This is a genomic window from Listeria grandensis FSL F6-0971, from assembly GCF_000525835.1.
GTDB classification, from domain to species: domain Bacteria; phylum Bacillota; class Bacilli; order Lactobacillales; family Listeriaceae; genus Listeria_A; species Listeria_A grandensis.
Genome location: NZ_AODD01000010.1, coordinates 1 through 20080 on the forward strand (window position 1 = coordinate 1; position 20080 = coordinate 20080).

Genomic DNA, 20080 nt, shown 5'->3' on the forward strand with positions numbered 1-20080 from the left:
TCCATATTGATGCTGTAACTCATTTTCATTCGAACAGCTCAACAATGAGAGAGGCTATAGCGAAAGAAGATAAATAAGTTTGGCAAGCATCGTCGTTATTTAGATGTTGGGATATTCTCTTCGCTCATATCCATATTGATGCTGTAACTCATTTTCATTCGAACAATTCCGCAATTAACCGTTCGCTTTAGGAGAAAGAAGGTGTAACGAAAATGGAAAGTATTTTTACTAATATTGGTGATTGGTTTGGCACAGCGATTGTTATTATCGGGATTCTCTTCGGTCTCATCAGTTATTTCAAAAAAGCCGAAACGGAGAAAGAAGAAGAGGCCAAAACTAATCTTCCGAACGTCCCAAAACAGCGATCAAAACATCCTCAACCTCCAAGAAAAACAGCAAAAAAGCCGCAGCAACAAGCTTATAAGGATACGGTCATTAAGGATGCCGTCACTTATGCAGATACGGATGTAACGCGCGCTCACCATCACCACACCGTTACTCGCAAACGTGTCCGTGGTAAAATGCAGGAGGCCATTATCATGAAAGAAATTTTAGATAAACCTGTATCTTTACGGTCAGATAAATAAAACATCAAATCCCCTCCAAACTAGGAATGAAGCACTTTCTAGCTTGGAGGGGATTTTCTTTTGCATAAAAATAGCGCCATTCCGAGTAAAGTGAATGACGCCTTGTCCACTATTTGTTATCTTTGTTGCTAGCACTACGATCATCTGGCATTGGTCCATCGTAATCTCCGTCAAATCTTTCGCTACCGGGCATTGCGCCGAAATCAGGACGTTCACCCATAAACCTTGGGTCTGCCATTCCTTCCGGGCCTCCGCCACCAAATCTTGGGTCCATCATTCCGCCTGGCCCCATTCCTCCGAACCTCGGATCCTCTATTCCACCTGGGAAACCACCACGACGAGGGCGCCCACCTCCCCAGCTGCTACCAAATCCTGGACGGCCACCTCCTCCTTGCACTGGACCTCCTTCAAATTCTAAAGAATCGTCTCCTAGTTCTTTCTCCAATTCAGCTATCACGCGTTGTAAATAGTCGTGTAAATGAGCTTGTTCTTCTTCATCCAACACATCGAAAAGTTTATCAAAATCAAAGGGGCTCTCTTGTGATTGCTCTGCGGCCTCTTTCCCAGCTTCTGTTAGTTTGACATTCATGACACGACGATCTGCTTCTGATGGTTCGCGTGTCACAAATTCACTTCGTTCCAGTTTTGCCAGTAATTCTCCTAAAGATTGGTTGCGCATATCGAGTAAATAACCCAATTCTTTTTGCGTGATCTCCGGTTTCATTTTCAAAATCGATAACACGCGGCCTTGGCCTCTATATGGATTGCCAAATGGCCCAGCATTTCTTGCACTGTGAATTTGATAGTGGTGCATCAGGCGATTAAATTGCATAAATTGTTTGGTTAGATTGCTCTTTTCTTCTGTCATTTTAAACTCCTCCAACGCTTCATTTTTGTCATCAAGACATAATTAAAAGGTACCTTTGCTTTATATTATAAAGGCACCTTTTCTATTTTGTCAATCTTTTTCATTTCATGACTAATTTGTTGTCTTGATAAGCACGGTATCCACTTTTCCACCATCTACGGTTCTTGCTTTGATCGTAGCTGTACCAACTGCTTTGCCTGTAATTTTACCTTTCGCGTCTACCGTTGCAACTTTTGCATTGGAGGTTGACCAGGTAACGCCTTTGTTGGAAGCATTGCTCGGCATAATCGTTGCGCCCATTTGGAAAGTCTTATTCTTTTTAATATAAACACCGCTACGATTTAGCGCAATTCCAGTTACAGGATACGCTGGGCCGATCGTCACTGACATCGCTACTCCTGGTTTTGAATTGACTTTCATTGAAAAATTAGGATAGGTTCCGTTACTTAGTCTGTTACTTGGATTTGTTCGATTATTCAAATAGATCTGTTGCGCCTTTCCTCTCATCCCAGTGCCAACGTAATAAAAAGCATCCGACTTACTTGTCGATCCACTATTGAGCTGCGAATAGCCTAAAATTCCTTGATTAGCCTCTTTTAGTGTCACTAATTGTTTCCCGATCGTTTGGTTGCTAGCATAATTTGTATTGATATAATACACCGCGATTCCGCCTTTATAGACCTTACCAATCAAGGAACGATCAAAGCCAATGAACTGCCGGTTTTCGATCAAAAAATATTCTTTCGGCAAATTGGTATTCACTCGCAAAATGGTCGTGCCTGCGTAAACCGTTTGGACGGAAGTCGTTGTTGTACTTACAACTCGAGGTGTGACGGCGCCGATCTTCACTTTTGAATAGGCATCTAAAAGTACCGGCGTTTGACCTGGATAGCTGTCCCCTGGCTGCATACCCCATGCGCCTTTTGCCATCAAACTATAGGTTCCAAGTCCGCTTCCAGAGCCGTTCGTATTATAGAGGTCCAGCAAACCGAAATCGTGGCCGAGTTCATGCGCGATGACGCCGATCGTTGCCATATGTGTGCCGTGCATTTCGCCAAATTGTGTATACGTGAAGAAGCTCTTCCCATCCAGTTTGGGCGTCACATTCGCTGCCATGCCCCACATGTGTCCCCATACAGAAAGCGCTGCGTTGTTATAGGCCCGTTCTTGCCCTGCAATAATCGTCATGATATGCAATTCGCTCGCATCAATACGCCCATTGTGATTCGTATCATACTGGGCGAAATTAACATACCCGTTCGCCGCGATTAACGCATCCCGAACCAAAGACTGATTCCGTGAGTCAATCGCAGTCCCCGTCCGAGGATGATTGCGATTCAATTTTACACGGACAACACCATTGTTCACCGTTCCCGAAGTCTCACTCGCAGGAACAAGATTCACTTTTGCATTGGTTGCTTGTGTGTAGTAAAGCTTAACCGACTTGCTAGACGTACTAAAAATCTTTTGATTCCAACTCGCCTCACTCTGCTTGATCGCAATATCATTAAAACTCACTAAAATAACAAGGACACGATTTGTTTGTGGTATCGCGCCCACTTTTGGGATCGCCGTCGTTGGCGTTTGCGCTGGTGGAGATGATGTACTAGGATATTTACTTACCGTAACAGGTGCAATCGTTTTTGTATTTGATGCTGCGAAAGAATCTGTGGAACCATCTTGGGCTATCGTTACGACACATATCGATAGAACCATCATGACCATCAACGCTATTCGACTAAGAATAGCTCGCATGATTTGTTCCTCCTTTATTTCGGCAAAACACACCGTTTCATGAATGGTAATTAATACCCGTATTTTATTTATTGTAAACGATGAGAACCATTGAGCATAAACCCTTTACCAAAAAAAGAGTCCCCGTTAAGAGGACCCTGCATCATTAATAACGGCTCAATTCCGTTCTTGGTGACTGGATAATCACCGGTTTTTTCTTAGGATCGAGCCATTTTAAAATTTTCACGACATTCGCTTGGCTAGTTCCTGTGCACCCCATCGTGTAGCTACTGGAAACGTGGAAAAAAATTGCCGAACCCCATCCTGGTTTGCGAAGTGGATTATAATTGATCACAAAAGCATAGTTATATGCTGGTTGATATAGTTTTTCTGCGGATTTAAAGCGATTATTCATCGGTAATACTTGCCACGAATTATACAATTTTGACTTGCCATCGTCGACCCAAACATCGCGCGTTGTCGTTTTCCGATATGACATTTTTGTCCCTGGATTTGCGTAACGCCCAAAAGCCGTGCCGAGCGTGAACTTACCGCGTGGGCTTTGCACAACCGTTTCCCGCATCGTTGTCGCAAAACCGTCCCGTCCAATAAAGCCATACATCAACGCCTTCCGCTGCCAAACACCTTTAGCATCCCGCTCAAACGTCTGAATCGTCGCCTTGTTCGATTTGTAGCCCGGCGTCGTCACCAAAATCAACTGCTTATTCGCACCCACCGTCTTGAACCTCTGCGCATCATTCGTCGCCGCATCCGCCTTACTACCCACTACAAAAACAATTCCCAAAGCCATACAAACAACAACCATCGACCAAAAAACTTTTTTCACAACAAAATCCCCCCTACTTATCTTAATAGAGTTCCACCTTTTCGCCAAATCAAACATTTCTACAGCAAAAAAGCGCCACTAGCCAAAGCCAGTAGCGCCCAATATTTCATCTTTAATTCCTTCACGCCCTGCCATGAAGTCACTCACTACACCTCAGGCGGACGACAAATGCTTCGCTGCTAGGCAAAACCGAGCAATGGAGCGTTTGTCGTCCGCCTGAGAGACCTTTAGACGGCTTGGTCGTTAGCGAACTGACTATTATAAAGATCCGCGTAGAAACCATTTTCAGCAAGTAGTTCTTTATGCGTTCCTTGCTCAATCACATTTCCGTGATTCATAACAAGAATCAGATCCGCATCACGGATTGTGGATAGCCTATGAGCAATCACAAAGCTCGTCCGGCCTTCCATTAAGTTCCCCATCGCAAGCTGGATGTTAAGCTCTGTCCGCGTATCCACACTTGACGTCGCCTCATCCAAAATCAAAATACTCGGATCAGAAAGAATCGCACGCGCAATCGTCAACAATTGTTTTTGACCTTGTGAAATGTTAGAACCTTCTTCATTCAAAACAGTGTCATACCCGTCTGGCAAACGTCTGATAAACTCATCCGCATACGCCGCTTCTGCCGCTGCGATAACTTCTTCCGTCGTCGCGTCATCACGTCCATACGCAATATTTTCAGCAATTGTACCGTTAAATAACCACGTATCCTGTAGCACCATCCCGAATTTATTACGCACATCGTTCTTCGTCATATCACGCGTATCGACACCGCCAAGACGAATGCCACCGCCTTCCACATCGTAAAAACGCATCAGCAAGTTGATAATTGTAGTTTTACCAGCACCAGTCGGACCAACAATCGCCACCATCTGGCCTTCTTGGACATCAATATTCAAATCGTGCATCAACGGTTTATCTGGCGTATAACCAAATTTCACATGATCGAAAACAATCCGATCCGATTCCCCTGCACGGTGTTCTACATTTTCTGGAATAATATCTTCCTCTTCTTTTTCATCCAACACTTCAAAAATACGTTCTGCTGAAGCCATCGTGGATTGAATAACATTCGAGATGTTAGCCACACTTGAAATTGGTTGAGAGAATAGTTGTACATATTGCGTAAACGCTTGGATATTACCAACTGTTAGCGTACCATTCGTTACAAAAATACCACCACCAACACAGACAGCTACATAACCAAGATTACCAACAAATTGCATTAATGGCATCATGATACCCGAGATGAATTGCGCTTTTTTCGCAGCAACGTAGTAATCTTTGTTCACCACATCGAACTTTCCAAGCGTCTTCTTCTCTTGACCAAACGCCTTCACAACTGTGTGACCGCCAAATGTTTCTTCCACGTGATCGTTTAGCACACCAAGGTTTTTCTGTTGCGCGCCGAAATACTTTTGCGAACGGCTAGCGACTATGGCTACGAGTAACACACTAAGCGGAACCGTCGCCACAACAATGAGCGTCATCTGCCAACTAATCGTCAACATCATAATCAAAACGCCGATAATTTGTACAATCGCCGTAATCGCTTGTGTCAATGCTTGTTGCAACGTATTCGCGATATTATCCATGTCATTCACAGACCGACTCAAAATATCACCATTCGAACGCGTATCAAAATAGCGAAGCGGTAAACGACCTAGCTTAGCCTTCAATTCTTTACGCATATCATACACCGTACGCTGCGCCACACTCGACATCACATATTGTTGCAGGAAGCTAAACAGCGAGCTACCCAAATAAAGCATTAATACGATGAACAATATATCAAATATTTTATCATAATTAATTCCAGCCGGCGTCATCACACCAGCGAATATTTCCGTCGTTGCCTTCCCGAGTTCTTTCGGGCTGACAACATTAAAGATCGTTGACAAGATCGCGAGTAAGAGCACTACAATGAGTGAGATAGCACGCGGTTTCATATATCCTAATAAGCGAAACAAGGACTTTTTAAAATCCTTAGGCTTGGCTGCTGGCATCACGATTCTTCCGCCACCTGGGCCGCCGCCATGTCCACCTGATCCTGGTCCTGGACTCATGCTATCTCCTCCTCTGACAATTGTGATCTCATAATTTCTTGGTAGATCGTGTTCGACTCTTTTAGCTCTTCATGTGTGCCCATTCCGGCCACTTTACCTTCGTTTACCACGATAATTTGATCTGAATCAACAACCGATGTGATGCGTTGCGCTACGATAATCGTAATCGACTCACGCGTTTCCGGTTTTAGAGCCGCACGCAATAACGAATCCGTTTTAAAATCGAGCGCCGAAAAACTATCATCAAAAATGTAAATTTGCGGCTTACGAATTAAAGCGCGCGCGATAGCCAGACGTTGCTTTTGACCACCCGAAAAGTTATTTCCTCCTTGTTCCACACGACTATTTAAGCCATCCGACAACTTCGAAACAAAATCTTCAGCTTGAGCAGTCTTTAGCCCCGCCCAAATTTCTTCTTCTGTCGCCGTTTCGTTACCATAGCGCATGTTTTCCTCGATATCACCAGTAAACAACATCGCTTTTTGAGGTACTAATCCGACCTTCATCCGCAAATCTTCCTGCGTCATTTCTTTCACATCCATGCCGTTCACGCGAACAGAGCCTTCCGCCACATCATAAAAACGCGGAATCATATTTATAATCGTAGACTTCCCAGCCCCTGTACTACCAATAATCGCGACCGTCTCGCCAGCTTTTGCCTTAAAAGAGATGTCCTCAATGACAGGCTTTTCAGCACCTGCGTAGCGGAAAGTAACCTTATCAAACTCCAAAGAAACTGGAGCCATCGCATTTTTCGCGTCTTTAGGATCGTGAATTTCTGTATCCATTTCCAGCACTTCATTGATACGTTCCGCAGAAGCCGCCGCACGTGGAATCATAATAAATACGGCGGAAACCATCATAAATGCGATCATAATTTGCGTCGCATATTGAATAAATGCCATCAAATCCCCGACTTGCATGCTACCGTCACCGACAAATTTAGCACCAATCCAAATAATTGCGATAGTCGTCAAGTTCATAATCAACATCATCATCGGACTCATCAAGGAAAGCAGCCTATTAACACCAACCGCTGTTTTCGCGTAATCCTCATTGGAAACATCGAATTTCCTCAACTCATCATCACCACGGTTAAACGCACGAATCACTCGAATCCCCGTCAAACCTTCTCGAATGACTTGATTCAATTTGTCCATTTTCTTTTGCAGTGATTTGAACATCGGCATTGCCTTACCACCAATAAATACCACAAGCAATAGCAAAATTGGTAAGACGACCACGAAAATAAGTGACAGTTTGGCATCTTTACCAACTGCCATGATCACGCCACCGATCAGCATAATCGGCGCCATCACCATCATACGCAGCATCATGTACAACACATTTTGAATTTGTACCACATCATTCGTTGAGCGCGTAATCAGCGATGCCGTCCCAACTTTGTCAAACTCTTGCAATGAAAAATTCTCTACCCGACCAAAAATATTGTCCCGCAGATCGCGTCCAAATCCCATCGAAATTTTCGATGCATAGTATACGATAACAACGGAAAGTCCTCCTGACAAAGCAGAAATGCCCAACATCTGTGATCCCACTTTCCATATGTAGGCCGTGTCACCTTTTGCAACACCTTTGTCAATAATGTCTGCCATCAAGGTCGGCAAATATAGCTGACCCAGCACTTGCAGAAATGTTAACACTAGAACTAATACTATGCCCCATTTGTAGGCACCCATTCGCTTCATTAATTTCATCATAACGTTGCCTATACCTCCTTGCTCTCAGCTTTATTGTTGAGATAATCTGTTAGCTTGCCCAGCAGCGAAATTAATCTCTCCATTTCTTCTTTACCCAAAAAAGAGGTCATATCCTCAAAACTTTTGTGAAAAGTTGAAATAATTTCTGCCACTACTTCTTTCCCTTGATCTGTAAGCTGAATGTACGCGGCTCGCTTATCCACAGGATCTTGGCTGCGAATGATAAACTTTTTCTCCTCTAAAGCATTGATCTGTTGCGTCACGCTTGGCTTTGAGACCCTAAGAATTGCCGTCGCATCCGATACTTTCATGCCAAGTTTATGTTCTGTATGCTGCAAACCTTGGTGTAACATAAACAAGAATCTTGTTTCGGACCTTTTTAAGCCGGGAACTTTAAAATTTCGCAATTCCGCACGTTTAAAGTTCATAAAAGCTTTCACAACCGTTTGGCCTAAATCTTCCTCCGAATTATACACGACCTCGCATCCCCTTTTTATTTAGTTTACTTAACTAAGTATATGCTTGAAGCAAAGAAAGTCAAGCAAAAACCATCGCAAAAAAAAACTCCCAACAATGAAGCTAGGAGCCGTGTATCATCTCTTATTTTAGTATGCTGTCCAACCTGCATCCGCGGTAATAACTGTACCATTCACAAAGCTAGAATCATCCGATGCTAGGAAAAGCGCTACTTTTGCGATTTCGGCTGGTTCTCCAACACGAGGGTTTGTGCCCATACCAATCATCGCCCGTGACTGACCGAATTCATCTGGTGCGTATAGTGTTGTTCCAATATTCGTATCCACAGCACCTGGCGCGATCGCGTTACAACGAATATTTTTGGTCGCATATTGGAAGCCCACGTTTTTTGTGAAACCGACAACCGCATGTTTGGAAGCGGTGTAAGCTGCACCTGCACGAGAACCGAATAAACCGCCAGCCGACGCGATATTGACGATCACGCCGCCTTTATTAGCCTCAAAAATGGATAGTGCCTTTCTCGTTGTCCGCATCACACCCGTTGTATTAATCGCAAAAACGCGATCCCAAAGGTCGTCCGTAATGCCTCCTGCTGGTACAAAATTATCCATAATTCCAGCGTTATTTACCAATATATCTAGCGTGCCGTATGTCTCGACTGCCTTATCGACCATCGCCACGACGTCCTCTTCCTTCATTACATTCGCAACAACAGCCAAAGCTTCCCCATTTGTCGCTTTGATTTCGTTTACCGTTTCTTCTGCTGCCTCCAAATGTATATCCGCAACGACCACTTTTGCTCCTTCTTTTGCATAAAGCAACGCGATTTGGCGTCCCATTCCTGATGCGGCACCAGTGACTACCGCTACTTTTCCAGCTAATTTACTCATGATTATTTCCTCCTTCAAATGAAATTGCGCTAGAGCTTATAAACCCGCTCTGTAGTTCAAGTATAGCCCTGCCAAACGGGTGATTCAATAGTTAATGAAAGCATTGATTGTTGCTTTAGCGTCATTTTTGCGGTATATGTATACTAACTCAAAAAAAGGATGTGAAAAAATGACAGACCGGCGCATCAGAAAAACAAAAACCGCCTTCGCCCAAGCCCTGCTTACTTTGCTAGAGGAAAAAGAATTCAAAAAAATCACCGTAACAGACATTGTTGAACGAGCAGATGTGAACCGTGGCACCTTTTATAAACACTACCAAGAAAAAGAAGATTTGCTGGAAGAAGTTATCACAGACGTCTTAACTGCGCTCGAAATTGCCTATGAGAAGCCCTACAAAGAAGCCAATCATTTCTCCGTGGAAACATTGACTCCTTCGATGGTCAAAATTTTCGATCACGTGTATGCCCATCAATTATTCTACAAACAAGCCATCGCTGAAAAATTAAGGTCGGGTTTCCAAAACCAATTATGCGATGTTATTAAGCGCATCGCCTTGCGCGATTTCGGAGTCATCTTTCGGGGAACCGAAGCTAATCCAGAACTCTTTGCTAGCTACCAATCTCATGCTATTTTTGGCCTAATCGTTCACTGGACACAACATAATTTTGTGTATACGCCTGAATACATGGCGGAACAGCTACTCTATATTTTACATGCCGATATTTCTTTTTCTAAATGAAAGGAAAAAACAGGATTGACCAATTAGTAATTATTACAGTTCAATATCATTTATTCATAAGTCTATACTTTAGTCCTGACCTGCCTTATAATTAAGGATATTGTTGTGAGAATCGTCATATTTCATTAACGTTGAGGTTTATCGAGATAGCCTCATTCGAAAGGAAGAGGTCCTATGGATAAAAGCCAGTCAGCAACGAAATTAAATTTATTCTCACTCGCTTGGCCTATTTTCATTGAGCAATTTTTGCGGGTGATGATCAGTTATGTCACGGTGTTTATGTTAGGCCACTACTCCGATGATGCCGTCGCAGCAACAGGTGTCGCCAACCAAATCCTCGTGCTCTCGGTCATTATGTTTGCGTTTATTAGTGTCGGCGTACAAATCTTAGTCGCTCAAATGATCGGTGCGCGCAAGCACAAATTAATCGATCAAGTCATTACGAATGGGATTGTGTTTTCCGTCGTTATCGGCGCGGTGGTGAGCCTTGTCTTCTTATTTCTGTCTACGCAATTCCTAACGTGGATGGGGCTTGACGCACATTTAGTCGAAATCGGTGCTCCCTTTTTAGAAATTATCGGTGGTGCATCCATCTTGACAGCAATTCCCTTTTCGATCATGCCGATTTTGCGAACACACGGACACGTACGCCAAGCGATGTATATTCCTGTTGTCGCCGGAATCATCACAGTTATCGGGAACTATCTCGTTTTATATGGCCCACTTTCTTATCTAGATCTAGGCGTGACAGGCGTAGCATTAGCAACCGTCGTAGGGAATATCGTCGCTGTCTTCCTATCGATCTGGCTCCTGCACCGCCACGTCGACTACCGTTTTCAATTACAAAAATTCAAAGAACTATCGCGCCGAACGATGTATTCGATTTTGCGGCTTGGCTTACCTTCCGCGGGTGAAAGTATGTCGTATGCAGGCTCACAACTCGTCGTCACCGCCATCATAGCCCTCATGGGAACCGATGCCTTAACGACGAAAGTGTACGCCTCCACAGTCAGCCAATTCGTCGCTCTGTTTGCCATCTCCATCGGTCAGGCTTCGCAAATTATCATCGGACGCGCAGTCGGAGCAAAAGAAGTCGACCGCGCCTACAAACAAGGTTTGCACAGCTGGAAAATAGGACTTGCTATCGCCGTCTGCATCAGCATTCTCATCTACTTCTTCTCAGAACCCATCATGCACCTATTCACATCCAACGAAGACATCATCGCGATGACGAAACAACTCTTTTTCCTATCGATATTCTTAGAAATCGCACGGTCTACTAATATTATCATTATTAGTAGCCTCAACTCGACTGGCGATGTGCGTTTCCCGTTCATCGTTGGCATTATCGTCATGTGGATCGTCAGCCTCCCGTTCTCCTATGTCCTCGGCATCACCGCAGGAATGGGGCTCATCGGCGTCTGGCTCGCCTATATCATCGACGAAGGCTTACGCGGTTGCCTAATGGTTTACAGGTGGCGTTCCAAAGTCTGGTCATTAAAATCAGTCTTATAATAAAAAATCGGCTAACATATAGAAGCCACAGGATTTTCAAGTCAAATAAAGGCCACAAAAAGATATCGACCTATAACTTATTTCTTTATCATCGTAGGAGTACGGTTATGGATCGATACTTTTTCATTATGATTGATGGCAGAGCCATTAACCTTTTTGATACCTTGCTATTTCCATTTTCCAGGATCTTGCCGCTTAGAAATGTTAATAACATGTTCCCTATTCAAATTTATGTAAACTCTAGCTTTCCCCGACAGAAACACCTTCCAGCCACTTTATTTGTCCACTGACCAAATAGCTGTACCTAAAAAAAGAAATTTAATTTGGAACAACACTCCGAGAGAGCGCTTTCTTTAAATTCCATACTGTTTCACAATTAGGTACAATTGACACAGACCCCGTGCTTACAAAAATGTAATGATACACTCCCGATTTGTCACCTGATTCAATGGCTGTATCAAGCTCTTCTATCGTATACTAAGTACAAGAAGTTACGAAAGGAAGTTATCACAATGAAGGACCAAAAAATATTAAACGCACTCAGCTATTTCAGCTTATTTTTTGCACCACTTATCGTACCCATTGCTATTTGGATTTTTAGCGCTACAGAAAGCACGAAGCATCATGCAAAAGTAGCCCTGTTAACGCATATATTACCAACCATTGGCGCCATTGTTTCTGTATTTATTGTCGGCGTCGTCGGGTTCAGTACCAACAGCTCTAACGTCACAGGATTTATTGGCCTTGGCCTCATTGTTTCCATCGGCATCATGATTGTTGTGCTCGCTATATTCAACATCGTTCGCGGTATCCAAGCACTCGTCGCCAAAGACGATGATCCACTTTTTAACTCCATTGACTGATGGCATAAAAGCTAACCAGTGAGCAAGATTCTGGTCAGCTTTTATGTTATAATATGTTTGGAAATGGGGGAATGCATCATGCGTTTTATCTTTGCTTACCTAACCGTCTTTGTTTTTGGAATTCTTGCTGTGATTGGCATGGAAGCTATTATGTACGGCGAAATAACCTATCAGCTCGTATTCGCAGCAATTCTCTTTGCAGCACCGCTAATACTCGTGGGCACCACTGTTGCTGAGATGTACTACGGCTTCAGCAAAAAGGCTACCACGAAACGCTTCATCGTTTGGGGCTTCTTATTCGGTGTTATTGCAACTGTCATCATTACGAGTATTCTACAACTCATCAGCCCAGTCATGGTCATCTTGATTTCACTCCTTGGTGGTGTCATGTGCGCGATTCTTTCTTGGATTTTCTTCGTAATCCGCGGCGGACAAAAACAAAGTGGCAAAGCAGCAACAAATAGCAATACTTAATCTACTAAAAAAATAACGATAAGACGTCCAATTTTGTTAGGTGTCTAATCGTTATTTTTATATCTTTTTACTTCAAACAAAGGATTACCTTTCCAATATTAGGGTATTAAAATTGATAAGAACTTTCATTATGTCTGGAGGAATCTAATATGTTTAGAAATGTTACCTTAGAACGCTTTTCTTCCGCATCAAGTATTATCAACTCCCTGAAAGAAGACGCGGATTTCCATAAGTATTGCATCCAAGAGAAATTAAACCAAGGTCCCCTTAATCATTTTTCTGTCGTAAATAATATTTTTTATTTAATAGAAAGTGGTTTTGTGATCGGGTCACGTAACATGGGCTTCGGTGAACAACTTCCTATTCTTTTGCAATCCGGCGATTTTCCTTACCTGCCTTCTTACATAGAGGAAACTCCTCAATCAATGGAATGCGAAGCGTTGACGGAGGTTACTTGGTGGCGAATTGACACTTCTTTTTTTTCAAAAAAATAATAGCTAACGATTTATTAACCACTCGCCTAGCTAAATCCGAGAGAAATATCCAAGAGCATGCCTTGATGGATCGGATGCATCCCGAACAACGCATTTACTTTAGTTTACACATCATGATGCAGTTAGGTTCCATGGTAAAAGCCAACGTCATCAAGCTTCCAGTTTTTGTTGATGTGGAAAAACTAGCCGCATACGCCGTCACATCGATAGATTACACCGCTGATATACTACAAGCGCTACAAGAAAAAAACATCGTATCTACTGAAAAAACGCCATGGGTCATCGAGGACATCACAGCTTTTCATACGCTTTTAGAATCTGAGAACATTTTCGCTCAACCATAAAAACACCGCTAAGTTAGCTTTTTGGGCCTCACTTAGCGGTGTTTCTCTATGCTTAAACTTCTTCTTCAACATGTTGAATCAACTGCAAGCGCACAGTCTCCAACTTATGCCCATAAAAATCTTCATCGAATTTATCCCATTCCACAAAACCGCGAGCCTTATAAAAAGCAATCGCATTCTTGTTTTCTAGTTCCACGTTGACGAATAACGGCAATGGTAGCGCGAATAATTTGATACCCTCATCTAGGAGCATCGTTCCGAAACCTTTATTCTGCACGCCTGGCAATAAATAAAAAGCCGCGAGCTCGCTCTTACGTTTCTCAAGTTCAATAAAATTTGCAAAACCAATCACATCATCATCTTGTTCCAATACCGCAAATGGCGTTGCCGCAACACGCGTTTTTAGCGTCTCCAAATTATAAAACATGTCTAAAAAACGATCCTGCACATCGCGCGGAATGATTTGCTCATACGTATCGTGCCAAGATTTCACTGCAATATCTTGAATAGCACCAATGTCTTCAAGCGTACCTTTTCGAATTTGAACTGTCATCTGTGATTTCCCCTTTCATCCTTGAGATGTAGCGTTATCACTTATTATACCCTCTCATCCTACTTTTAGTCACGCAGAAGCAAGCGATGCCATCTCCTGTTCCTCTACCTCGAACTGCTCTAAATACCTCGGCATCACGCCACAAAACTCTATTCTCATCTTCCCTTCATACAAAAAATCACACGGCTGCAGAAAATGTTGCTTCCGATCTCCGACAACCGAAATGCCACCGAGTTCTAAAATATGTCCGACAAACTGTGAACAGAAAAACTCATTTTTCCCCGATAAATCCAAACGCAGCACCAACCCAAGAATCCCCCAAAAGTTATACCGATAATTCTCCGAAGTCAGCGAAAACCAGTCCAGCTCCTTTTGAATCCGTGCGTGTTGTACTGGCGTGATATCATAGCTCAGTATCGCCGTAGCTGCCTCTTGAAGCACACCACCGCGCATATCTTCCTCGACAAAACCACCGTTCAGTGGATTTCGTTTCCCAAGCCTTCCAAAGCTATACACGCGCGTCAAATCCTCCGTCAAACTGATCGATACATGATTAAACGGTTTACGCGTATATTTTTGAATAATCCGACCTGGAACCGTCGTTGTTTTCGTTAAAATGACATATACTTTCATAACTTCCATTCTCCTTTATTGAAATAAAGAGGCGAGCCTGAGCCCGCCCTACCTAATTACTGCTCTATTTTTATATTTCCTGATCCAGTCCGAACTTTCACGACTGTTTTTGAACTTGTTTTGATGTTTGGTGATTTAATATCGCCTGAGTTACTGCGCAAATCTAAGAATCCTGCAAATGAAGTCGGAATTTCAATGTTGACATCACCAGAATCCGCGTCTACTGTCACATCTTTTTTCAAATCGCTAAAGTCTAAGTCTACCTCGCCAGAACCACTATTGACACTCGCTGCATCATTCAAACCAGAAAGATCGATATCACCGGAATTATTATCCACTTTGACAGCACCACTTACTTGCTCCCCATCGATGCTTCCGGAACCATTTGTCAGCGTGGTCGTCTTCGCAGTCACACTTTTGACCTCGATATCACCAGAGTTCGATGCTACGCTTAATTTATCGCCGTTCACACCTTGAATCTCGTTGTCGCCTGAACCATTTGTCACTTCTAAATCAGATGTCACATTTTTCAAATCAATGTTACCTGAACTATTTGTAACAACTGTCGTATCCGCTGTTAAATTCGAGGCCTCAATCTTACCAGAACCAGCCTTCAGCGAGATCATTTTCGCTGTCACGTCATGCGCCGACAAATCGCTCGAACTCAGATTCGTCGCTAATTCGCCCAATTTCGCGCCCTTCGCAACGTGAATCGTCACTGTCTGCTCCCCATATATTTGGAATTCCAAAAAGCTGAACCATTCCTGTTTATTCTCAATATCAATCGTTAAATTGTCCTGATTTGCTTTCACACTCTTATCTAAACGATTAATAGCCTCTTGCGACAAATGACCATTCATCGTTACATAACTTTTTCCAGTTGTACTTTCTGTTACATTGACGCGCATATCCTGATCACCCATTAATTTAACTAGGGAAATATCACCATCTGCCAGTTGCCATTCGCGGTGATAGGCCTCGCCACGATCCACATTGTCATTGTTAAATGTCAGGCCAAAGCCGATACCTCCAACGAGAAGAAGCGCCGCACCAATAATAAGTAGTTTCCATTTATTTTTAAACATGCTTGCTCTCCCCTTTCATCAAGTGAATATTGAAGTTTGTGTAAGCGATCGACGCCGTTACCATTGCCTTGGCGAGCCACATCGTAAGGACAAAGAAAATGAAGCCAAGTCCAACAACTGCAATCGTTCCAAATAACTTATACAGCTCAAAATTCTGATTCAACACCGCGTCCAAAACAAAGCCAAACGGCGTCAAAAAGAATCCTAATGTCGATCCTGCAAAACCAACGACAACACCCCAAAATGAAAGAAGCAAAGAGTAAACGACAAGGTTGGGAATCAACATCGCGAGAAATAGCCACATCCTGCCAGCCACACCACGCTTTTTACGTACAACAGGTCGCGGTACATAATATGGTTCCTCACCAGTTGGTATCTCGCCACGTTCCGCTAAAATATCACGCGCAATCTCATCTGGGCTCCCTAAATCAAAAACAATCTCCTGTTCCGATTTACCGCTTGCTGCCCCCGCTGCAAAATGTTCCATATAGTCCGCTAAGATTTCCTGTCTTTCCTCTTGTCCTAGCCCCGAAAGCTTCAATGCCAGTTCATCTAAAAATTGCGTTTTATCCAATTTGCTCTCCCCCTTCCACAAACAATCGATTCACATTTGATACAAAATCTTTCCATTCAAACATTAATTCTGTCATATACATCTCACCCTTAACCGTTAGTTGATAATATTTCCGCGATGGGCCCTCTGTTGATTCCTTCAAATACGTATCACAGTAGCCTTCTTTTACTAAACGGCGCAAAACGGGATAAATCGCGCCCTCAGCTACTTCTACGTATTGCGAAACATGTTGCGCAAGCTCATAGCCGTATTGATCCTTCTTATGAATCAAGAATAGGCAGCATAATTCCAGCACACCTTTTTTAAATTGCACATTTACTTCCATGCCGAACCCTCCATTTCTTATTATCAAAATTTCAGTACTGAACATTAATTACTACTTGTTATAAGTACTATATCACGGACTAATAATTAATGCAAGGTAGTGACGAAAAAAAATAGTATTGCCAATTCCGCATCTTAATGTTAACCTAATGTCATACCAAGTTAACAAAGGAGAAATTATGAGAGATCAAAAATTAAAACAACTTATTATTAATGCCCTATTCGCAGTCATCATTGCCATACTCGCTCAAGTAACCATCCCGATCGGTCCAATCCCATTAACCGGACAAACATTTGCGATCGGCCTTGCCGCCACCATTCTTGGTGCCCGCAATGCGACCATTTCTGTTGCTGTTTACCTTGTCCTCGGTGCAATTGGCGTACCTGTTTTTGCAGGAATGAGCGCCGGACTTGGCATTCTTTTTGGCCCAACAGGTGGTTTTTTTGATTGGTTTCCTGTTCAATGCTTATGTAACAGGCTTCCTAATCGAAAAAACGAATTTCAGCATGGCTTATGCTATCTTCGCCAACATCATCGGTTCCTTCATTACCTTACTATTTGGCGCGCTTTGGCTAAATATTGGCGGAGACCTCTCTTGGAGCGCCGCATTTACTGCTGGCGTTATTCCTTTCATTATTCCAGGCATCCTAAAAGCAACCTTTGCCGCCCTGATTGGGATCAGTATTCGCAAGCGTTTAGTGACTGCGAAATTGGTTTAACTTTCTGACACTCAAGGGAAAACGTTATACAAACCCTCTTTGCTCCGATATAATAAAATAGATAATCTGTGAGAAAAGGGGACAAACTATGACTTTATATGATTACCACAATCTGAAAGAAAGCTTTGATACCGACAAATTGCTAGCCATTTTGATGGATCCAAGCGAAGGACCACCACCTTATACGGAATTAAATTACCGCCGCAATGAGGTTATTATGGAAGAGGGCAGCTCTAATCGATACTTTTATGTCGTTAGAAAGGGAATGGTAGCTATGTCAAAAGGAACCGCCCGCGATGATTCTATCCTTACGTTCTGCGGTCCCAATGACATTTTAGGATTTTTAAGCGTCCTAGAAAATGCCGTTTCCCCTGTTGCCTATACATCTATTAGTGAAGTCACACTGCTTCAATTCGAGCGCCAGTATGTGATCGATAAAATCACTTTCGGTCAAGAAAGCTTCTGGTACGCCTACTTCTTCTATTTGAATTTCACACATCCTATTTTAGTGCGTGAATCGCTCTCTAATCTACCGTCCGACAAAAAAATATTGGCTGGTCTTGTCATCGTCGCCGAACGCTTCGGTCGCGCAGAACCAGACGGCTCTTACTTAATCCCGTATTATTTTACACAAAAAGTGATTGGCAAATACTTAAACTTAGCACGCGCCTATGTGGCTACCAATTTGCGCAAATTGGAACAAGATGGCCACATTTCTCTTTCTCCAAAGCCGTGGAAAATATATGATATGGCAGCGGCTAAAGGGATGCTTGACATGAAGTACACAGATCTATATTCGTTAACAAAAGAAAACTGAAATGTAACCAGTGGTTTCCCAATCACTGGTTTTCTATTACAAATATGTAATACATTCCCAACAGAATGCGCTTTCTTTTTGGAAATCGTTACAAATAAGTGATGACAATTTAACTAAAGTTATGTATAATATGATTATTACACATAAAAAGGAGAGAATTTAATGACTAACAGATCAACAAAACTGGCTTGCGGACTACTCGCATGCGGACTAACACTTTCACTTGCAACACCAGTATTCGCGGAAGAAGAAGTAAAAACACCGGTTACATACGCGGATCCAGCGACACCTGAAACAACAGATGCTACACCTGCTCCATTAACAGCAACCGCACTTACACCAAATGCGAACGTAACATTTGTTAAAGATGCTACTACTACACCTGCTGATTTTGTAACCATTCAAGAAACAGGCACAACACTTGCTTTTAAAGCAGGAACGGAAGCCAAAACATCGGTTGCTGGAACATTCCAAACAACGATCATCGCAACGTTTGCTGACACAACAACACAAGAAATCGTTGCTGACTACACCGTGACAGAACCTGCGAAAGCACCTGTCAAAGCGGCAGCTCCCCTAGCCACTGCAAAAGTAGATGTAACAACAGAAATCAACGTAGCAGTTAAAGATCCAAACAAATTCGTAACAGCGACCTCAGGCGTCACTTTATCATTCGCTAAAGCACCAACTCTAAACCGTATAGGCACACAGACTGTCACTGTTGTAGCGACAGATGGTACGACAACAGAAAACATCACTGTCAATTACACTGTGGTTGATACAACAAAACCGGTGATTGACGTCTATGATAATAATTTCTATGTATCAGCTGACGAAGAATGGTTCGCTGATGAACTGGTTGACGCAACTGATAATTCTGGTTTCGTTAAACTTTATTTTGCAAATGGCCAAGAAACTTTAGATACATCTAAAGAAGGGAAACAAACGGTTGAAATCATTGCAGAAGATGCAAGCGGTAATACTGCTAGTGCGACTCTAACTTATACTGTTGTGGGTGAAGATTTCTACTTCTTTGACGCACCAGTTGTCAATGTAGCTAAAACTACTGCAACGGATGTTTTTGGAACGGCAGAACCGCTGACAACTGTCGTCATTCTATCGGAAGATGGCGTTTCTTTAGGACAGTCTGATGCTGACGAGAATGGTAATTTCCATATTAAATTAGGTACACCTCTTGTTAATGGACAAACTGTATTCTTAGGTAGCTTCGATATGGATACTGGAGAGTTTAGCGACTTAGCAGAGTTCACATTCCAAGGCGGAACACTTAAAGTTGATCCAGTTGAGAACGCTGAAAAACCATCTATTACTCAAGTTGTGAAAAAAGCTCCTATCAAAGTAGCTACTGCCGAAAAAACAACAAACCTTAAATCATTACCAAAAACTGGCGATGAAAGCACGTCTGGTTTAGTATTTGCTGGACTGCTTCTTTCAGGAACTACAGTAGCCGTTCTTAGAAAACGTAGCTAATATAAAAAAGAATCTGAGATAAAACTCAAGATAAAGCAAAATCGCCCAACCCATTACTTTGGGTAGGACGAAAATTTTGTTTTACACAAATCGAGCGAAAGCGTTTGTATTCAGGGAGTTTGGTGGAAGCCGGAAGCGGAGTGTACGATTGTACATGAGAACCGGAAGTCCGCCAAACTCCCTGAATGCGAGCGCTTTTCGCCGATTTATCTGGGTTATGCCCCAGCCCCTTTTTTATTACTTCAGTTTTCCAACGAAGAA

The 20080-nt window shown here is 42.8% G+C and carries 22 protein-coding genes and 1 pseudogene; 10 read left to right on the forward strand and 13 right to left on the reverse strand.

The features are described from left to right. Positions 1-212: 212 nt before the first annotated feature. Positions 213-587 (forward strand): hypothetical protein, encoded by a 375-nt coding sequence (locus PGRAN_RS15620; RefSeq protein ID WP_051998493.1) that lies wholly within the window; start codon positions 213-215, stop codon positions 585-587. A gap of 109 nt (positions 588-696) precedes the next feature. On the opposite strand, the gene PGRAN_RS17270 is transcribed toward PGRAN_RS15620, so the two are convergent. The 7 genes from PGRAN_RS17270 to PGRAN_RS07685 all read right to left on the reverse strand — a co-directional run bounded on the left by PGRAN_RS17270 (position 697) and on the right by PGRAN_RS07685 (position 9193). Next, on the reverse strand, positions 697-1455 hold the full coding sequence (locus PGRAN_RS17270) for a MarR family winged helix-turn-helix transcriptional regulator (RefSeq protein ID WP_065427911.1): 759 nt from the start codon (positions 1453-1455) through the stop codon (positions 697-699). A gap of 111 nt (positions 1456-1566) precedes the next feature. Continuing rightward, positions 1567-3210: a M6 family metalloprotease domain-containing protein gene (locus PGRAN_RS15625; RefSeq protein ID WP_051998494.1), complete on the reverse strand. Its 1644-nt coding sequence runs from the start codon at positions 3208-3210 to the stop codon at positions 1567-1569. A 145-nt stretch (positions 3211-3355) separates the two neighbouring features. Continuing rightward, positions 3356-4036, reverse strand: a complete 681-nt coding sequence (locus PGRAN_RS07665; protein WP_051998495.1) for a L,D-transpeptidase family protein — start codon at positions 4034-4036, stop codon at positions 3356-3358. Between the two features lie 227 nt (positions 4037-4263). Then, positions 4264-6105 carry an ABC transporter ATP-binding protein gene (locus tag PGRAN_RS07670; RefSeq protein WP_036066271.1) on the reverse strand — a complete coding sequence of 614 codons (1842 nt, stop codon included), beginning with the start codon at positions 6103-6105 and terminating at the stop codon, positions 4264-4266. Beyond that, positions 6102-7826, reverse strand: coding sequence for an ABC transporter ATP-binding protein (locus tag PGRAN_RS07675; protein WP_036066272.1), 1725 nt, complete (start codon positions 7824-7826; stop codon positions 6102-6104). Before PGRAN_RS07675 ends, PGRAN_RS07670 begins: the two co-directional genes overlap by 4 nt. 8 nt (positions 7827-7834) lie before the next feature. Then, positions 7835-8302: a MarR family winged helix-turn-helix transcriptional regulator gene (locus PGRAN_RS07680; RefSeq protein ID WP_036066273.1), complete on the reverse strand. Its 468-nt coding sequence runs from the start codon at positions 8300-8302 to the stop codon at positions 7835-7837. Positions 8303-8431: 129 nt separating this feature from the next. Then, complete coding sequence (locus PGRAN_RS07685; RefSeq protein ID WP_036066274.1) at positions 8432-9193, reverse strand: SDR family oxidoreductase; 762 nt, start codon at positions 9191-9193, stop codon at positions 8432-8434. A gap of 169 nt (positions 9194-9362) precedes the next feature. Between PGRAN_RS07685 and PGRAN_RS07690 the strand changes: the two genes are divergently transcribed. The 6 genes from PGRAN_RS07690 (at position 9363) to PGRAN_RS07720 (ending at position 13622) form a co-directional block, all read left to right on the forward strand. After that, complete coding sequence (locus tag PGRAN_RS07690) at positions 9363-9932, forward strand: TetR/AcrR family transcriptional regulator (protein WP_036066291.1); 570 nt, start codon at positions 9363-9365, stop codon at positions 9930-9932. A 174-nt stretch (positions 9933-10106) separates the two neighbouring features. Further along, on the forward strand, positions 10107-11447 hold the full coding sequence (locus tag PGRAN_RS07695; protein ID WP_036066276.1) for an MATE family efflux transporter: 1341 nt from the start codon (positions 10107-10109) through the stop codon (positions 11445-11447). Between the two features lie 512 nt (positions 11448-11959). Beyond that, entirely contained in the window at positions 11960-12310 is a 351-nt protein-coding gene (locus PGRAN_RS07705; RefSeq protein WP_036066279.1) for a magnetosome magnetite crystal formation protein family, read from the forward strand. Between the two features lie 78 nt (positions 12311-12388). Further along, complete coding sequence (locus tag PGRAN_RS07710; protein ID WP_036066280.1) at positions 12389-12784, forward strand: hypothetical protein; 396 nt, start codon at positions 12389-12391, stop codon at positions 12782-12784. 149 nt (positions 12785-12933) lie between these two features. After that, complete coding sequence (locus PGRAN_RS07715) at positions 12934-13278, forward strand: cyclic nucleotide-binding domain-containing protein (protein WP_036066281.1); 345 nt, start codon at positions 12934-12936, stop codon at positions 13276-13278. Positions 13279-13343: 65 nt separating this feature from the next. Further along, entirely contained in the window at positions 13344-13622 is a 279-nt protein-coding gene (locus PGRAN_RS07720; protein WP_036066283.1) for a hypothetical protein, read from the forward strand. A 52-nt stretch (positions 13623-13674) separates the two neighbouring features. On the opposite strand, the gene PGRAN_RS07725 is transcribed toward PGRAN_RS07720, so the two are convergent. The 5 genes from PGRAN_RS07725 to PGRAN_RS07745 form a co-directional block, all read right to left on the reverse strand. Continuing rightward, positions 13675-14175: a GNAT family N-acetyltransferase gene (locus PGRAN_RS07725; protein WP_036066285.1), complete on the reverse strand. Its 501-nt coding sequence runs from the start codon at positions 14173-14175 to the stop codon at positions 13675-13677. Between the two features lie 69 nt (positions 14176-14244). After that, entirely contained in the window at positions 14245-14808 is a 564-nt protein-coding gene (locus tag PGRAN_RS07730; protein WP_051998496.1) for a hypothetical protein, read from the reverse strand. Between the two features lie 56 nt (positions 14809-14864). After that, the gene (locus PGRAN_RS15630) at positions 14865-15893 is read right to left on the reverse strand and encodes a DUF4097 family beta strand repeat-containing protein (RefSeq protein WP_051998497.1); all 1029 of its coding nucleotides are present in this window, start codon (positions 15891-15893) and stop codon (positions 14865-14867) included. After that, a complete protein-coding gene (locus PGRAN_RS15635) occupies positions 15886-16467 on the reverse strand; it encodes a DUF1700 domain-containing protein (RefSeq protein ID WP_051998498.1) in 582 nt (193 codons plus the stop codon). The genes PGRAN_RS15630 and PGRAN_RS15635 overlap by 8 nt, the downstream gene beginning before the upstream one ends. Next, on the reverse strand, positions 16460-16792 hold the full coding sequence (locus tag PGRAN_RS07745; protein ID WP_036066286.1) for a PadR family transcriptional regulator: 333 nt from the start codon (positions 16790-16792) through the stop codon (positions 16460-16462). The genes PGRAN_RS15635 and PGRAN_RS07745 overlap by 8 nt, the downstream gene beginning before the upstream one ends. A 178-nt stretch (positions 16793-16970) precedes the next feature. On the opposite strand from PGRAN_RS07745, the pseudogene PGRAN_RS07750 reads away from it, so the two are divergent. The 3 genes and pseudogenes from PGRAN_RS07750 to PGRAN_RS07760 all read left to right on the forward strand — a co-directional run bounded on the left by PGRAN_RS07750 (position 16971) and on the right by PGRAN_RS07760 (position 19819). Further along, positions 16971-17511 (forward strand): annotated as a pseudogene (locus PGRAN_RS07750) (biotin transporter BioY). 88 nt (positions 17512-17599) lie between these two features. Then, the gene (locus PGRAN_RS07755; RefSeq protein WP_051998499.1) at positions 17600-18328 is read left to right on the forward strand and encodes a Crp/Fnr family transcriptional regulator; all 729 of its coding nucleotides are present in this window, start codon (positions 17600-17602) and stop codon (positions 18326-18328) included. A gap of 162 nt (positions 18329-18490) precedes the next feature. Beyond that, on the forward strand, positions 18491-19819 hold the full coding sequence (locus PGRAN_RS07760) for an Ig-like domain-containing protein (protein WP_051998500.1): 1329 nt from the start codon (positions 18491-18493) through the stop codon (positions 19817-19819). 25 nt (positions 19820-19844) lie between these two features. On the opposite strand, the gene PGRAN_RS17020 is transcribed toward PGRAN_RS07760, so the two are convergent. Continuing rightward, the coding region (locus PGRAN_RS17020; RefSeq protein ID WP_206537357.1) for a hypothetical protein at positions 19845-20080 on the reverse strand (236 nt) is incomplete at its 5' end.

Excerpts from the sequence above, each read along its gene's own strand:
- PGRAN_RS15620 (WP_051998493.1), top strand. The coding sequence starts at position 213 with ATGGAAAGTATTTTTACTAATATTGGTGATTGGTTTGGCACAGCGATT.
- PGRAN_RS17270 (WP_065427911.1), bottom strand. The coding sequence starts at position 1,455 with ATGACAGAAGAAAAGAGCAATCTAACCAAACAATTTATGCAATTTAAT.
- PGRAN_RS15625 (WP_051998494.1), bottom strand. The coding sequence starts at position 3,210 with ATGCGAGCTATTCTTAGTCGAATAGCGTTGATGGTCATGATGGTTCTA.
- PGRAN_RS07670 (WP_036066271.1), bottom strand. The coding sequence starts at position 6,105 with ATGAGTCCAGGACCAGGATCAGGTGGACATGGCGGCGGCCCAGGTGGC.
- PGRAN_RS07675 (WP_036066272.1), bottom strand. The coding sequence starts at position 7,826 with ATGATGAAATTAATGAAGCGAATGGGTGCCTACAAATGGGGCATAGTA.
- PGRAN_RS07685 (WP_036066274.1), bottom strand. The coding sequence starts at position 9,193 with ATGAGTAAATTAGCTGGAAAAGTAGCGGTAGTCACTGGTGCCGCATCA.
- PGRAN_RS07690 (WP_036066291.1), top strand. The coding sequence starts at position 9,363 with ATGACAGACCGGCGCATCAGAAAAACAAAAACCGCCTTCGCCCAAGCC.
- PGRAN_RS07695 (WP_036066276.1), top strand. The coding sequence starts at position 10,107 with ATGGATAAAAGCCAGTCAGCAACGAAATTAAATTTATTCTCACTCGCT.
- PGRAN_RS07705 (WP_036066279.1), top strand. The coding sequence starts at position 11,960 with ATGAAGGACCAAAAAATATTAAACGCACTCAGCTATTTCAGCTTATTT.
- PGRAN_RS07710 (WP_036066280.1), top strand. The coding sequence starts at position 12,389 with ATGCGTTTTATCTTTGCTTACCTAACCGTCTTTGTTTTTGGAATTCTT.
- PGRAN_RS07715 (WP_036066281.1), top strand. The coding sequence starts at position 12,934 with ATGTTTAGAAATGTTACCTTAGAACGCTTTTCTTCCGCATCAAGTATT.
- PGRAN_RS07720 (WP_036066283.1), top strand. The coding sequence starts at position 13,344 with ATGGATCGGATGCATCCCGAACAACGCATTTACTTTAGTTTACACATC.
- PGRAN_RS07725 (WP_036066285.1), bottom strand. The coding sequence starts at position 14,175 with ATGACAGTTCAAATTCGAAAAGGTACGCTTGAAGACATTGGTGCTATT.
- PGRAN_RS07730 (WP_051998496.1), bottom strand. The coding sequence starts at position 14,808 with ATGAAAGTATATGTCATTTTAACGAAAACAACGACGGTTCCAGGTCGG.
- PGRAN_RS15630 (WP_051998497.1), bottom strand. The coding sequence starts at position 15,893 with ATGTTTAAAAATAAATGGAAACTACTTATTATTGGTGCGGCGCTTCTT.
- PGRAN_RS07745 (WP_036066286.1), bottom strand. The coding sequence starts at position 16,792 with ATGGAAGTAAATGTGCAATTTAAAAAAGGTGTGCTGGAATTATGCTGC.
- PGRAN_RS07755 (WP_051998499.1), top strand. The coding sequence starts at position 17,600 with ATGACTTTATATGATTACCACAATCTGAAAGAAAGCTTTGATACCGAC.
- PGRAN_RS07760 (WP_051998500.1), top strand. The coding sequence starts at position 18,491 with ATGACTAACAGATCAACAAAACTGGCTTGCGGACTACTCGCATGCGGA.